A 14,593-nucleotide genomic window follows, 5' to 3' on the forward strand; every position below is an offset into this window, starting at 1 on the left:
AACCACAAGTACGTCAGATTGAAAAATATATTTATGTAATAACTCAATCAATAAATTCAAATAACTCCCAATCACTAGGCTCAAGACGGTCACACTTAATTTCTCCATTAGGCTCAGCTGATAAAAAACGATTTGTTTCTGAATTTAATAAGAAAAAACCTTTTTCATGAGGTATGGAAATATATGAAACTATATTAGAACAACGATTATCGTAATTAATAGTCAAACATTGATTTCTTTTATTTACCAAAAATACAACAGGATCATTTTTATGTTTATATGAAAAAATTAAATCATCTAATTTATTATCAAAGCATTGTGCATGAACAATACCTGTGTGTTGTTGAGTTCCAAGAAAGCTTCCATGAATGGTTTTTATTTTCATCGGTGGTAAACAAAAATTTTCTTCGAAATTTTCTGGTAATTTATATGATTTTTTATGCTCCCAAACTTTTCCCGAAACCATTTCATCTAAAAATTCAGACATTTTTTTTGGGTCATCTATAGAAAAATGTGCCTGTGACGATTTTTGATGTAAGTATGGCGTTCGTACATAACTTATTTGACTACGATTAATTTCATCCATCAAGAAAAAGTTGGAAGAATAATTTCCATTTGGACACAGTGCTACCCCAATAGGAAACGATGAAAAAATACTATTATGAAATGCTGAACCTATAAATCCACACACAGGCCTTGTTGTAGAAAATAAAGAAATCTGTTCTTCCAATGTTAATTTTTGAGGATGCACAATATTAAATCCTTTATTTTTTAAATTTTCTTCTAAAATACTTTCAGATTCAAATACCCTCATTCCAGAACCAAATTGTGACCTTGAAAGATATACTGGTTTATCGTTTAAATTGTTTACTCCAAAATCACGACCAATTTTATTACAGAAAGATGCAAAAACATTATGCGCAAAATGATTTTCTTCAAAAGAAGTTCCTGAAATTATTATATTTGGTATAATTGTAGGTCTTTTAAATATAACAAAATTATCCTTACAGAGATCCAAATAAGAAAAGAATTTTTTAATGAAATATGATGAAAAAATTTCATCTATATTATATGAACTATGTATTACTATTTTTTTGTTATGAAAAAATTTCTTTTCACACCAATACCTAGGTAATGTTTCGGCAATAAAATGCCCAAAATGCGTACCTACATGCCCTCCATAAAAATAATCACCACGAGGCGCTACATCATGACGCCCAGAAGGATCTATACATGATACATCAGATTGACCAACCGCATGATTTGGCCACTCTCTTCTTGGTCCTGCATCACTAATTAGTCGTCCATAACGATCATATAGCCCAAAGCTCTTATCAAGATCGGTTAAATTAAGATCTCTTGGAATATAAAGTACATTTTTTCTTACATTAATTTCTGGTTCATCATTGAATATTTTTAAACCAAAAAGGTCAGTATAAGCCTGTACATTATTAGTATTCATTTTTACGACCACATCGACAAAAGACAATTCAATATCGCAAAAAGTAATTCAATTCTGCAAGAGGCATTAATAATAATTATCTCCTGTTCGTACGTTTAAAAGCCCCCATTCCTCTGGTGCATCCACGGGCCAGTTTCAGTAATATAAGCGCCCATGAGCCAGCCTTCGCTATCCTCCAAACACAGCCTTGAAGATCGTATCGCGGAACATGCCCAACATCTTGGGTTTGACGCCATAGGCTTCTGCCAAGCCAACCTAGACCCATCCATTGAAGAAGGCCTCAAAGCCTTTGTCGGCGCAGGCTATCACGGCACCATGGAGTGGATGGAAACACGCATCGAACAACGCGCACAGCCCACCGTTTTATGGCCTGAAGTTCGCTCTGTCGTCTCCCTCGGCCTGTCTTACGCCCCCGACCATGACCCCCGTGAAGCCCTCTCTAAAACCGATCAAGGCCTCATCTCCGTCTATGCCCGCAACCGGGATTATCACGACGTCATCAAGGGAATGCTCAAACACCTCGCGCAATTCATGGTCCGCATGGGAGGAGACGGTACGCAGGTCAAAGTCTTCGTCGATACTGCCCCCGTCTCGGAACGCGCCCTGGCAGAAAAAGCCCATCTTGGCTGGCAAGGAAAACATACCTGCCTCGTCTCTCGTACACATGGCTCATGGATGCTCTTGGGAGAGATCTACACCACCCTCGATCTCACGCCCTCACGCCCACAAGGCGGCGGTTGCGGTAGTTGCTCCCGCTGCCTCACAGCATGCCCCACAAACGCGTTTATCGGCCCCTACCGCATGGATGCACGCCGCTGCATCTCTTACCTCACCATTGAACATAAAGGCCCCATCCCGCACGATTTACGCCCCCTCATGGGAAACCGTATTTATGGCTGCGATGATTGCCTCTCCGCCTGCCCCTGGAACCGCTTCGCTGAAACTGGGCACCACATCAAACTCCAAGCCCGTGAAGACCTCACCGCCCCCAAACTGGCCGAACTCGCCACCCTTGATGACCCTGCCTTCCGGCGCGTCTTCAGCGGCTCCCCCATCAAACGCATCGGGCGCAATCGCTTCGTACGGAACGTCCTCATTGCCATCGGCAATTCCGCCGATCAACACCTCATCCCCACCGCTCAAGCCTTACGTGCGGACCCAGACCCAGATATCGCAGAAACCGCCACATGGGCCACAACGCGCCTCACCCAACCGCACAGCTCTGATCTTTTAGAATAAACACTAACCTCAACACCCCCACCTCTAAGCACGAAAGAAAAGAGACAAAAGACTTTCAAAAAGCATAATCTTTGCCGAACCTATTCCCCCGGAAGATACAAAAATGCTGTGGTTCTTGTTTCCAGAAAAAACCACAACACCTCACCACATCACCCTCCTCACAGGAGACACATTCCCATGAGCCTCTTGGTAAAGCGCAGCCTCTCCCTCACCGGGCATCGCACCTCTGTCGCTCTAGAGCCCGAATTCTGGTATGTTTTGGACCAAATCGCAGCATCACGCCGTTTAAGCTTCACAGCTCTCGTGGCTGAGATCGACGCACAACGCACACCGGAACGGCCATTAGCCTCCGCCTTACGGGTTGCCGCCCTTCTATGGCGCACCCCTCAACAGGTTGATTTGCTGTAACGCCATTGCATGCTAGGCTAATTGTATGAGTGTTTGGGGCAAACTTTTCGGAAGTGTAGCTGGGTTCGCTGTCGGCGGGCCATTTGGTGCTTTAATGGGAGGCGCCCTTGGGCACGCTGCGGATAGCGGCTCTCTCCTCAACCCCAAAAGCGGCGGGTTTAGCGAACGCTTCGCCACCAAAGGACGGCCAGACCCTAACAGTGCAGCTTTCTTTGCCGCAGCCAAGGTTGCTGCAGCACTCGGAAAAAATGATCAGCTCTACGCTATTGGCCTAGTCGCGCTTTGCGCCAAATTGGCCAAAATTGATGCTCCGGTAAACCGCGCAGAAATCAACGCTTTCAAGACCTGCTTCCAGTTCCCGCCGGACAACGTCCGCGAAGTCGGCATGCTCTTTGACCGCGCCCGTGATCGCACGGATGACTTTGAAATGTACGCGCGCGAAATGGGCAAGGCCTATACGCAAGACAAAACACCGCTCGAGCATCTCTTAACAGCACTCTTCCGCATCGCACGGGCAGATGCTGGAAAAACACAAATCCTACACCCTAAAGAGATTGATTTCCTCAAACGTGTTCACGCTGCCTTTGGCCTCTCGGCCGGCGCATGGGAACGCGCTGAAAGCGGGCAAACACGCGCCCAACCCAATAGCAATGGCTTTGATGCTTACCGCATCCTCGGCTTATCACGCTCTGCCAGTGATCAAGACGTACGGCAACAATGGCGCAAACTCATCCGCGAACATCACCCGGATGTACTCGCGCAAAAACCTATGACCGATGCACAACGCAAAAAAGCACAAGACCGCGTCGCGCAGATCAATGCCGCATGGGACCAGATCAAGCGAGATCGTCAGCTCTAAAGCATAATTTCTAATTTTAAGGGAAAGACCGGAGGCAACAACTTGGTGGGCACACAAGGGCTCGAACCTTGGACCCGCTGATTAAGAGTCAGCTGCTCTACCAACTGAGCTATGTGCCCAAGGTGTTGCCTTCCTGTTAGAGGGCTTATAAGTGATTCTCACACCAGAAGGCAAGTGTTTTTTTCAATTTTCTTACAAAAAATACCTTACGCGTTCAGCAAGCGCATCAGGGCCTCAAACTGCTCCAAAGAACGATAGCTAATCTTCAAAGAGCCACCCTTCTTCCCATCATAAGCAATATCAACCTTTAGCCCCAAACGGGTCGCTAAGCTCTCTTCCAAACGAACAATCTCTAAGTCTCGCTCTTTCGGAATAACCGACTCAACATCCTTCGCAGCGACCAACGCTTCCGTCTGCCGCACATTTAACTGCTTATCCAACACAACCTGCGCCACTTCTTCTGGCTTTGGATGCGTTAATAATGCCCGCGCATGCCCCGCACTCAAACGCCCTTCACGGACATGATGGCGCACTTCCTGCGGCAACTTCAGCAAACGGAGCATGTTCGCAATATGCGGCCGGGACTTACCAACAGCTCCCGCTAGTTCTTCTTGCGTCAGAACATAATCCGTCAAAAGGCGCTGCAAACCTTCCGCTTCTTCGATAGGGTTCAGATCAGCACGCTGAAGGTTTTCCACCAAAGCCGCAGCCATGGCATCCATATCATCAAGCTCACGAATATGAACCGGCACATCATGCAGCCCCGCCTGCTGAGCGGCACGCCAACGCCGCTCACCCGCGATGATCTGATAATGCCCATCCTTCTCAGGATTAGGCCGCACCAATAATGGCTGTAACACCCCACGCGAACGGATCGATACCGCCAGCTCTTCCAGCCGTGCCGAGTTCATATCCTTGCGCGGCTGGAACGGGCTTGGCGCCAGAACATCAACCGACAAAGAACTATAAGAGTGGCTTACCCCGCCCGTACGCGTTGCCTGCGCTAATTGAGGAGCCTGCTCCCCAAGCAATGCCGCAAGACCGCGCCCTAAGCGCGGCATGGTGTCTTTTTTTGCCATCGCGTTATGCCTTTACTCGCGCTTCATGACGCTGAATCAGTTCCTGACCCAGCGCACGATACGCCGCAGCCCCCGTCGAACGGGCATCATAATTCAGAACCGTTGTCCCATGACTCTGTGCTTCTGAGATACGGATATTCCGTGGGATCAACGTCTCATAAACCTTATCCCCAAAGAAGCCGCGCGCATCCTGCGCAACCAATTCAGAGAGATTGTTCCGACGGTCATACATGGTCAATACAATACCTTCTAATTGAAGATCCGCATTGAACGCACGGCGCACACGATCCACCGTTTTTACCAATTGGCTGATCCCTTCCAGTGCGAAGAACTCACACTGCAACGGCACCAAAACACTGTCCGACGCAACCAACGCATTGAGCGTAAGCAGCCCCAAACTTGGCGGGCAATCGATCAGAACAGTATCATACTGCCCGCCCAAGGCATGCAACGCATCCCGCAGACGATACTCCCGACGCTCATCGCCAATGAGTTCGATCTCAGCACCCGCCAAATCACTATTGGCCGTGATGATCGACAGGTTCGGCAGAGCCGTTTCCTGCGGCAAGTCTTGAGGCTCTGCTTCACACGTCAACGCAGCATAAGTGCCTGTTGAGCGTTGATCATACTCCACCCCAAGACCGGTGGAGGCATTGCCTTGTGGGTCAAGGTCAACCAATAAAACACGCTGCTTTTCGGCTAAAGCAGCAGCCAGATTGATGGCCGTCGTCGTTTTACCAACGCCACCCTTCTGATTGGTGATTGCAATGATACGGGGTGTTGTTGATTGCTTATCGAGTGACACGCTGAAAATCACAAACCTTGATGATGACGCCGCCTTCGGCAGTACGGCTATTAAAAATCTCAGTGGAGAGATGCCAGTCCCGCTGTGCTTCGGTCAGTTCCTCTGGCGCCTTCGCGCCCTTCAGAAAAAGGCAAAAACCTTCGGGCTTCAAGAGTGGACGCGCCCAGCCGAGCAAACGCTCCATCGGTGCTAATGCTCGGGCCGTCACAACATCGGCCGGCTCCAAAGATACCGTCTCGATACGCTTCGCAACGACCTGCACCTTAACACCACATTCCCGCGCAGCTTCACGCAAAAACGCACATTTACGCTGATCTGATTCAACCAATGTCACAGGAAGCCCGGTAGCAATCGCTAGGATAATCCCAGGGAACCCACCGCCCGAACCAAGATCGGTAATACGTGCATTTTCCGGCACAAGAGCCGCCAGCTGCAAACTATCTTCAATATGACGCGGCCATAAATGGACAAGGTCACGCGGGCTCACAAGATTAATGCGTGCATTCCACTGCGTCAAAAGCGCAGCAAAATGCTCCAACTTCTCCTGTGTTTCACGTGAAACTTCAACCATCACGCCGCCCCCTTCAGATGCGCCAACAAGGCAACCAGCGCCGCAGGCGTTACACCACGGACACGTTGAGCTGCTGCGAAGCTGGTCGGTTTAGCCGCCGCTAAACGTTCCTGCATCTCATTGCTTAAGCCACCAACGCTGTAATAGTCCAAATCAACCGGCAACGTAATGGCTGTTTCAGCAGCTAATTGACGAATTTCACGCTCTTGCCGCTGCAAATACCCACCATAACGCGCTTCTGTTTCCAAATGGCGCTTCACACGGGGGGACAACTCCAAAAACCACGGTGCCAAACTCTGCAAATCTGCTTTCGATCCCTGCGCTGCCAACACGTCATGCAACGAACGACGGCGACCATCCAAAGACACTTCAAGCCCTGCATCACGCAATTGCTGCGGCAAGAAGCTTGATTCCGTAGCCTTGGCTGATGCCGCACCAATATCAGCCAATAACGCCTCATGTGCCGCTTGGCGCTCAGTGCCAACACACCCCGCCGCAATCCCCTTCGGGGTCAGACGAATATCCGCATTATCTGCACGCAAACTTAAACGATACTCCGCCCGAGACGTGAACATCCGATACGGCTCACTAATGCCATGCAACGTCAGATCATCCACCATGACGCCCAAATAGGCTTCACTGCGGTCCAACACAAAAGCATCACTACCACCGGCCGCACGGGCTGCATTCAACCCCGCCAAAAGACCTTGCGCGCCTGCTTCTTCATACCCCGTCGTGCCATTAATCTGTCCCGCCAGATACAAACCGGGCAAACGCCGCACTTCCAAGGTCGGCAAAAGCTCACGGGGATCAACATAGTCATATTCAACAGCATAACCTGCCGTCACAATACGCGCATTTTCCAACCCCGGCATGGTCGCAATCATCTGCGCTTGCACATCCGCCGGTAGACTAGTGCTAATCCCGTTCGGATACACCAAATCTCCACCCGGATTCCCCGGCAGTGCTTCTGGCTCTAAGAAGACCTGATGGGCATTACGCTCAGCAAAACGCACAATCTTATCTTCGATCGATGGGCAATAGCGCGGCCCACGCCCCGCAATTGCTCCACCATACATTGCCGATAAATGCAGGTTATCGCGGATAACCTGATGCGTCTTTTCCGTCGTCTGGCTAATACGGCACGACAGCTGAGGGTTCGTAATCCCCTGCGTCAGAACACTAAACGGCTCTGGAACGGCATCACCCTTATCTTCATCCAACGCATCCCACGCGATACTATCGCGCGCAATCCGTGGCGGCGTTCCTGTTTTCAAACGCCCCATCATCAGGCCGAGCTTTTCTAAACGCTCACCCAAAATGGTTGCTGGTTCTTCACCAATACGCCCGGCCGCCTGCGCGCTATGACCAATATGAATCACGCCGCGCAAAAACGTACCGCTGGTCAACACAACGGACGGCGCACGGAACACACGTCCATCTTCACACACCACACCCGTCACACGACCATCATCAACCGTGACATCTGCCACAGCCCCTTCAATGATCTGCAAACCAGATGTCTCAGCCAATAACTCCTGAATCGCCGTGCGATACAAAGAGCGGTCAGCCTGCGCACGCGGCCCCTGCACCGCAGGCCCCTTCGAGCGGTTCAACAGTTTAAAGTGAATACCGGCCCGATCTGCGGCCTTACCCATCAAGCCGTCCAGCGCATCAATCTCACGCACCAGATGGCCCTTCCCAATCCCACCAATCGCAGGATTACAGGACATGGCACCAACCGTCTCTAAACGATGCGTCAACAACACCGTCCGCGCACCATAGCGCGCAGCAGACGCGGCAGCCTCACACCCAGCATGGCCACCACCGATTACGATGACATCAAAATCCGTCAAACGTCACTTCCCGATACAAAACTGCCCGAAAATTGCATCGAGCAGTGATTCGACATCCACATGGCCCGTCAAACGCCCCAAAGAACGTAATGCCAGACGTAATTCTTCACCACGCAACTCCGGCCAGTCTGCATCTAATGCACGAGCCAAGTACTGCGCAGCCTCTTGTATTCCAGCCCGGTGCCGTGCGCGCGTTAGAGGTGGTGCCGCAGCGCCTGCCGTCAAGGCCGCCACACGCTCACTCAAAACAATACGCAACGTTGAAAGCCCCGCCGCCGTCTTTGTGCTGATCCCTAGCATGCCATCAGGAGCTGGTGCGATGTCGATTTTCGTTCGCACAGCAATTTCATCTGCACTCAATGCCTCAACGTCATCTTCCGGGCCACTCAAGTGCAAAACGATATCGGCCTGTTTCACGTGAAACAATGCACGCCGTATCCCCTCGGCCTCAATTTCATCATCCGTTTCACGCAAGCCCGCCGTATCGACCAAACGTAGCTTCACACCATCCAGAACCCAATCCAACGCAATGGCATCCCGCGTCGTCCCAGCCCGGTGCGTCACAATCGCGGCATCCATCCCAGACAACGCATTGAGCAAACTAGACTTACCAACATTCGGCGCCCCTGCGATCACCACAGTGATCCCGGCGCGCATCAACTCCCCACGATTATCCTGCAAATGCGCACTCATCTCCGTATGAAGCGCATTAATCGTGTTGAGCAGCCCCTCTTCTACGCTTTCTGGCAAGTCTTCGTCCGGGAAATCAATCAATGCTTCTTGGTGAGCCACCACAATACGCAACCGCTCAGCCCAGCCATCATATAACTGACTCAACGCTCCATCCGCTTGCCGCAAAGCCTGACGACGCTGACTCTCCGTCTCCGCCTCGACAAGGTCCGAAATCGCCTCTGCCTGCAAGAGATCCATACGGCCATTTTGCACTGCACGCCGTGTAAACTCGCCCGGTTCCGCAGGACGAGCGCCCAATGCTGTCAACGCATCCGCAACACGCGCCACAATAGCTGGCCCCGCATGCAAATGCAGTTCAAACCCATCCTCTCCCGTGTAGGACCCTGGCCCCGGGAAACGCAGAACCACCGCCTCATCCAACACATCGCCTTCATGCTTCAACCGGCGCAAACTCGCCCGCCGTGCTTCTGGCAAGCCCCCCGCCAAAGTAGACAAAACGCGGTCACTCCCCGAGCCACTGGCGCGCATCACCGCAATCGCCCCACGCCCTGCGCCGGTCGCAAGTGCAAAAATCACATCGGAATCGTTGAAATCTGGATTAGCCATACGCGTTCTCTAATGCACCTCCGCCCAAGGGAAAACCAAAACCCTCACCTCGGCACAGATATTTTATATCCCTGCTTACCCCATGCCCGCCAAAGCATCATCAGCCAACGGATGATTGGTCATGCGTGACTAAGACGAAACGTATAATTTGAGACTTTCTTTTTTTAGACAAAAACGCCGCAAAACCTGCATCTATTAATAGGCTCAGGTCCGTAACCCAACATGATTTTAAAGATTTTATTCCGTCAAAAAGACACCCAGAGACTGAACTCATAATAATAGAGTGTGATTGATGGGATGGCACTTTCCACACCACCTCCTACACATACAGAGCCTTTATATATCGGCTCTTCCGTAAAACGACTGTGCTTTATAGGTCATGGTTCCTTAGCCCAACGCTCTCTACGTTAAGATGCATCCACCGGGACGTCATGATTCATAAAAAATTATACATCACTCCGCTTCCCCTATGCCCAAATACCCCCTTACTCACGCAAGAGAGATGACCAACAGCCCATCACCCTTTATAATCCTCACGACCAACTCCACAGAGACAAGTACCCTCCCCCATGCCCCAACTTTCATGCCACTCCCCCCTTGGCGCACTCACCATCAGCGAAGACGACCATAAAATCGTTGCGCTCGACTGGGGCTGGGGCCGTGACCAAGAGGAAACTCCGCTCCTCACCACGGTTCGGGACCGCTTAGAACGCTATTTTGACCGGGAAGCCGTTGATTTCAGTGACCTCCCCTTCAATCCATACGGAACAGACTACCAAAAGAAAATCTGGGCAGGGCTACTCAATATCCCCTACGGCACCACACGCTACTACTCTGACTTTGCCTCCAAATATGGCGGATCAGCGCGCTCAATCGGTGGCGCTGCAGGGGCAAACCCTATCCCTATTCTCATTCCATGCCATCGGATTATCGGTCGCTCAGGCCTTGGTGGTTATTCCGGCATGAATGGCATTGACGATAAAAAAATTCTCCTCAACCTTGAGCAGCCCGACGATTAAAGAATGGCTGAAGACTATCGAGAACACCCCCCAACCATCGCCATTATATCCTGCCCTCAGTAACATACTGAGGGATAAAAACGACAAAGCACGCACAACATTATTCGGCACCAAGCGCTGCGGGCGTGTTACCAGTTGATGCCCCCTTCTTCTGCAAGGTCAGACACTCACACTCCTTAACACTGCAATTGTCAGCAGCGCCTACATATTATACGCCTCAAGCACTCAGAGCAGAGAAAAGACTACTTTTCGACCTGACGGGATATAATAGCCGTAAAACCACCAAAATCAGGATAAATTTACGTGCTTTGAAACACCAAAAAACGTCGATAAGCACAAAATACACGACGCATAATGCCACGATATAGCTGATGACGATCATACATCCCACATCATCAGCCATACACAAAACTCACCCAAGAACAGCATACGAAAATAGCCACGCCATATTTAAAATACCAAATCTTTACAGTGAAAAGATTCATGCATCCCTTGCATATGTCAATTTTTACACCGTAAAGATGCCTCCATGACCGAGACCAAATTACGCTATCATCACGGGGACCTCCCCAGCACGCTGCTCCATTCTGCCCGCGTACTCCTTGAACAAGACGGCATTGCCGCCCTCAAATTACGCGCCATCACACGCCATGCTGGCGTTTCAGCCACAGCAGCCACGCCGCATTTCGGAAATCTTTCTGGCGTTCTAAGTGCTCTTGCCGCCATTGGCTTCAATGAACTCGCAGCAGCTATGTCCAACACAACACACAAAACAATGCGTGATATTGGCCTCGCTTACATACGCTTCTCTATTGCCAATCCCGGCTTATTTACACTGATGTTTCGTAACGATTCGATTGATCATACCACACCAGACCTCAAAAATGCTTCTGAAAAAGCACTCTCCTGCCTCGCGGCTCTACCATCTGAACACGCCCCCTCATCCCCACTCGACAAAGCCGCACACATGGCTTCAGCATGGGCAAAAGTACATGGCCTCGCTATCCTCGCCATTGATGGGCAATTACAGACCCTAACTCCCCAACCACTAACTCCAATTTCATTAGAAAAACTTTTAGCAAATACACTATCCGTTAAATAACCATGACAACATTACAACAAAACCGTCAAAAGAACGTTACACTATAAAATATCATTAGAAATAAACCTCCAAATACCGCATCCTCACGGAATCACATTGCAGGAGGTCCTCATGTCCAACATGCGCTGGCCCAGCCACCCCGGTGACTGGTGCGCCGTTGTCTTAGGCGGGGTTATCACACTTCTCGGCCTTCCTATGGTGATTTTGGGGGCAGACCTCATCTCACTAGGCGGGTCATGGTATTATGCCCTATGCGGCCTTGTTGTTGTTATTGCTGGCATTTTAATCCTACTGGGCCGAACATTAGGGGCCACAGCCTACCTACTTGCATGGCTCGGCACAGCTATTTGGTCTTTCTGGGAAGTCGGCTTTGATGGGTGGGGCCTGCTCCCGCGCCTTTTTGGCCCTTCAATCCTCGCCATTTTGGTGCTGTTCATCATCCCAACACTCAAAAAACGGGACCTGACACGCACTGCATCAAACACCACCTCGCAGTCAGGAGCAGCATTCTGATGCGCACATCTCTTTTCTTGGCCAGCGCCCTCTCTCTCGCCGCCTGCACGGCTTTGACCCCTCTGGCCTATGCACAGGTCGCCTCAGAGCACACATCCTCCATCCCCGGAGATACCCCTCAAGAGAGCGGGCCATCCCTGAACCCCACCTTTAACGCCCCTTCCCCCTACGCGCCTCAAGCGCCCGGCGTAAACGCAGCCAACCTACCAGATGATCCCTCCATGGACCCGGCGACCGTTCCCGCCATGGTCCCCCAACAGAGCGCCGCCCCTGCTCCAGAAGATTGGTCAGCCTATGGGCGAGATGATGATGCCTCACGCTATTCACCATTAGCGCAAATTACCCCGGCCAATGTCGGGCAATTACAACGCGCCTTCATCTACCATACCGGCAGCAAGCCAGCCCCCGGCCAAGCCAATAAATGGGCCGCAGAAACCACCCCCATCAAAGTGGGGGACGGGCTCTATATGTGCTCTGCCATGAACGACATGATGAAGCTCGATCCCGCAACTGGGCGTGAAATCTGGCGCTTCAATGTGGGCGAAAAGTTCCAGTCCATCCCGTACACTGCGGCCTGTAAAAGCGTGGTGTACTACACATCCTCCACTATCCCCGAAGGCCAACCCTGCCATAATCGCATTGTCGAAGCCACACTGGATGAACGCCTGATCTCCGTGGATGCCGATACTGGCCAAGCGTGCAAAGCCTTCGGCTTCAACGGGCAAATCAACCTCATGCAGGGCATGGGTGAATCTGTCCCGGGCTTTGTGTCCGAAACAGCTCCACCCCCTATCGTGAATGGCGTGATCGTCACCAACCAAGAAGTGCTCGACGGGCAAAGACGATGGGCTCCTTCCGGCGTCATTCGTGGTTATGATGCGGAGAGCGGGAAGTTCCTCTGGGCGTGGGACGTCAACCGTCCCAATGACCACAGCCAACCCGCCCCCGGCCAGCATTACAGCCGCGGCACCCCCAATTCATGGGCCGCCATGACAGGCGATAATGCTCTCGGCCTCGTTTATGTCCCAACCGGTAACTCCGCAGCCGATTACTACTCTGCCCTGCGTACACCGGAGGAAAACGCGGTTTCTTCCTCCATCGTCGCCATTGATGTCAAAACCGGCTCACCGCGCTGGGTCTTCCAAACGGTCCATAAAGACGTATGGGATTATGATATCGGCTCCCAAGTCACCAAATTTGACTTCCCAAGCGAGCACGGCCCTGTTCCAGCACTGATTGTCCCGACCAAACGCGGCCAAACCTTCGTGCTCGACCGCGCAACAGGCAAGCCCCTCCTGCCGGTAGAAGAACGTCCTGCCCCTGCCGGGAACATCCCCAATGACCCACGCGCACCAACGCAACCCTGGTCAACCGGCATGCCACGGCTGGGCTTCCCAGACCTTAAAGAGAGCGACATGTGGGGCATGTCCCCCATTGATCAACTCTTCTGCCGCATCAAATTCCGTCGCGCACGGTATCAGGGTGAATTCACGGCACCGGGCGTCGATAAACCATCCATCGAATATCCCGGCTATAATGGCGGTTCTGACTGGGGCAGCATGGCCTATGATGCCAAAACCGGCATCCTGATTGCCAACTGGAACAACACCCCCATGTATGACCAGTTAGTGACCCGCCGCCATGCGGATAAATTAGGGATGCGCCCCATTGATTCCCCCTATTTCAACGCCAAATCTGGCGGTGCAGAGGGCAATGGCGCACAGGCTGATACACCTTATGGCATTGTCGTTACGCCATTCTGGGATCAATTCACCGGCATGATGTGCAACAAACCACCCTATGGCGCCATTACCGCCATCGACATGCACACCCGCAAAGTCTTGTGGCAAACACCACTCGGCACCGCACGCGCCAACGGCCCCTTTGGCCTCCCCACCTACCTACCCCTCAAGATTGGCACCCCTAATAACGGCGGCCCAATCATCACAGCAGGTGGCCTCGTCTTCGTCGCTGCGGCAACGGATAACCAAATCCGCGCCATTGATATGAAAACAGGCAAAACCGTCTGGAGCGATGTCCTCCCCGGTGGCGGACAAGCCACCCCGATGACGTATGAATATAAAGGGCGGCAATACCTCGCCATCATGGCAGGCGGCCATCACTTCATGATGACCCCCGTAACAGATGACCTCGTCGTCTACGCCCTGCCGCAAACAACCCACTAAACGTCAAACGCCCTGCTCTCTCTCCATTCAGAGACAGCAGGGCACCCCATATAGGGGCCAAACAATCCATTTATTCGCGCCGCATTGCGCGATGATTAACGGCTCTTCTCCAAAAGATCCGTTCGCCTCAAAAGGCACGCTCAATCAAATAAAAACTTTGAGTATAGGCACGTTGCGCTTGCCTCAACACGAAAG

At 51.5% G+C, this 14,593-nt stretch carries 13 protein-coding genes and 1 tRNA gene; 7 read left to right on the forward strand and 7 right to left on the reverse strand.

What is annotated here, in order from left to right:
• Nucleotides 1-43: 43 nt before the first annotated feature.
• Entirely contained in the window at nucleotides 44-1,462 is a 1,419-nt protein-coding gene (locus KB213_RS02185; protein ID WP_211680420.1) for a glycosyltransferase 61 family protein, read from the reverse strand.
• Nucleotides 1,463-1,615: 153 nt separating this feature from the next.
• Here KB213_RS02185 and queG point away from each other — a divergent pair, with 153 nt between their 5' ends.
• From queG to KB213_RS02200, 3 genes are all read left to right on the forward strand, one after another.
• On the forward strand, nucleotides 1,616-2,701 hold the full coding sequence (queG, locus tag KB213_RS02190; protein WP_211680421.1) for a tRNA epoxyqueuosine(34) reductase QueG: 1,086 nt from the start codon (nucleotides 1,616-1,618) through the stop codon (nucleotides 2,699-2,701).
• A gap of 177 nt (nucleotides 2,702-2,878) precedes the next feature.
• The gene (locus KB213_RS02195; RefSeq protein ID WP_068173367.1) at nucleotides 2,879-3,109 is read left to right on the forward strand and encodes a ribbon-helix-helix domain-containing protein; all 231 of its coding nucleotides are present in this window, start codon (nucleotides 2,879-2,881) and stop codon (nucleotides 3,107-3,109) included.
• Between the two features lie 25 nt (nucleotides 3,110-3,134).
• Nucleotides 3,135-3,968, forward strand: coding sequence for a TerB family tellurite resistance protein (locus KB213_RS02200; protein ID WP_211680422.1), 834 nt, complete (start codon nucleotides 3,135-3,137; stop codon nucleotides 3,966-3,968).
• A 43-nt stretch (nucleotides 3,969-4,011) separates the two neighbouring features.
• Here the strand turns inward: KB213_RS02200 and KB213_RS02205 are convergent.
• The 6 genes from KB213_RS02205 to mnmE form a co-directional block, all read right to left on the reverse strand.
• Nucleotides 4,012-4,087: transfer RNA gene (locus KB213_RS02205), tRNA-Lys, on the reverse strand.
• 87 nt (nucleotides 4,088-4,174) lie between these two features.
• Complete coding sequence (locus tag KB213_RS02210; RefSeq protein WP_211680423.1) at nucleotides 4,175-5,047, reverse strand: ParB/RepB/Spo0J family partition protein; 873 nt, start codon at nucleotides 5,045-5,047, stop codon at nucleotides 4,175-4,177.
• 4 nt (nucleotides 5,048-5,051) lie between these two features.
• Nucleotides 5,052-5,852, reverse strand: a complete 801-nt coding sequence (locus KB213_RS02215) for a ParA family protein (RefSeq protein ID WP_068173373.1) — start codon at nucleotides 5,850-5,852, stop codon at nucleotides 5,052-5,054.
• Entirely contained in the window at nucleotides 5,839-6,423 is a 585-nt protein-coding gene (gene rsmG, locus KB213_RS02220) for a 16S rRNA (guanine(527)-N(7))-methyltransferase RsmG (RefSeq protein WP_211680424.1), read from the reverse strand. Before rsmG ends, KB213_RS02215 begins: the two co-directional genes overlap by 14 nt.
• Entirely contained in the window at nucleotides 6,423-8,279 is a 1,857-nt protein-coding gene (gene mnmG / locus KB213_RS02225) for a tRNA uridine-5-carboxymethylaminomethyl(34) synthesis enzyme MnmG (protein ID WP_211680425.1), read from the reverse strand. The genes rsmG and mnmG overlap by 1 nt, the downstream gene beginning before the upstream one ends.
• Nucleotides 8,280-8,282: 3 nt before the next feature.
• The gene (gene mnmE / locus KB213_RS02230; protein ID WP_211680426.1) at nucleotides 8,283-9,578 is read right to left on the reverse strand and encodes a tRNA uridine-5-carboxymethylaminomethyl(34) synthesis GTPase MnmE; all 1,296 of its coding nucleotides are present in this window, start codon (nucleotides 9,576-9,578) and stop codon (nucleotides 8,283-8,285) included.
• 569 nt (nucleotides 9,579-10,147) lie between these two features.
• Between mnmE and KB213_RS02235 the strand changes: the two genes are divergently transcribed.
• From KB213_RS02235 to KB213_RS02250, 4 genes are all read left to right on the forward strand, one after another.
• Complete coding sequence (locus KB213_RS02235) at nucleotides 10,148-10,597, forward strand: methylated-DNA--[protein]-cysteine S-methyltransferase (RefSeq protein ID WP_211680427.1); 450 nt, start codon at nucleotides 10,148-10,150, stop codon at nucleotides 10,595-10,597.
• Nucleotides 10,598-11,126: 529 nt separating this feature from the next.
• Nucleotides 11,127-11,699, forward strand: coding sequence for a TetR/AcrR family transcriptional regulator (locus tag KB213_RS02240; protein ID WP_211680428.1), 573 nt, complete (start codon nucleotides 11,127-11,129; stop codon nucleotides 11,697-11,699).
• A gap of 111 nt (nucleotides 11,700-11,810) precedes the next feature.
• Complete coding sequence (locus KB213_RS02245) at nucleotides 11,811-12,212, forward strand: glycerol dehydrogenase (RefSeq protein WP_211680429.1); 402 nt, start codon at nucleotides 11,811-11,813, stop codon at nucleotides 12,210-12,212.
• Nucleotides 12,212-14,398 (forward strand): pyrroloquinoline quinone-dependent dehydrogenase, encoded by a 2,187-nt coding sequence (locus KB213_RS02250; protein ID WP_068173348.1) that lies wholly within the window; start codon nucleotides 12,212-12,214, stop codon nucleotides 14,396-14,398. The genes KB213_RS02245 and KB213_RS02250 overlap by 1 nt, the downstream gene beginning before the upstream one ends.
• The last annotated feature ends 195 nt before the right edge of the window (nucleotides 14,399-14,593 follow it).

Source organism: Neokomagataea anthophila (genome assembly GCF_018122595.1).
GTDB classification, from domain to species: Bacteria; Pseudomonadota; Alphaproteobacteria; order Acetobacterales; family Acetobacteraceae; genus Gluconobacter; species Gluconobacter anthophilus.

What these genes read in the sequence shown, in the direction of transcription:
- rsmG (WP_211680424.1), bottom strand. Translation starts at nt 6,423, where the DNA reads ATGGTTGAAGTTTCACGTGAAACACAGGAGAAGTTGGAGCATTTTGCT.
- KB213_RS02250 (WP_068173348.1), top strand. Translation starts at nt 12,212, where the DNA reads ATGCGCACATCTCTTTTCTTGGCCAGCGCCCTCTCTCTCGCCGCCTGC.
- KB213_RS02200 (WP_211680422.1), top strand. Translation starts at nt 3,135, where the DNA reads ATGAGTGTTTGGGGCAAACTTTTCGGAAGTGTAGCTGGGTTCGCTGTC.
- KB213_RS02240 (WP_211680428.1), top strand. Translation starts at nt 11,127, where the DNA reads ATGACCGAGACCAAATTACGCTATCATCACGGGGACCTCCCCAGCACG.
- KB213_RS02210 (WP_211680423.1), bottom strand. Translation starts at nt 5,047, where the DNA reads ATGGCAAAAAAAGACACCATGCCGCGCTTAGGGCGCGGTCTTGCGGCA.
- queG (WP_211680421.1), top strand. Translation starts at nt 1,616, where the DNA reads ATGAGCCAGCCTTCGCTATCCTCCAAACACAGCCTTGAAGATCGTATC.
- mnmE (WP_211680426.1), bottom strand. Translation starts at nt 9,578, where the DNA reads ATGGCTAATCCAGATTTCAACGATTCCGATGTGATTTTTGCACTTGCG.
- KB213_RS02235 (WP_211680427.1), top strand. Translation starts at nt 10,148, where the DNA reads ATGCCCCAACTTTCATGCCACTCCCCCCTTGGCGCACTCACCATCAGC.
- KB213_RS02195 (WP_068173367.1), top strand. Translation starts at nt 2,879, where the DNA reads ATGAGCCTCTTGGTAAAGCGCAGCCTCTCCCTCACCGGGCATCGCACC.
- KB213_RS02245 (WP_211680429.1), top strand. Translation starts at nt 11,811, where the DNA reads ATGTCCAACATGCGCTGGCCCAGCCACCCCGGTGACTGGTGCGCCGTT.
- KB213_RS02185 (WP_211680420.1), bottom strand. Translation starts at nt 1,462, where the DNA reads ATGAATACTAATAATGTACAGGCTTATACTGACCTTTTTGGTTTAAAA.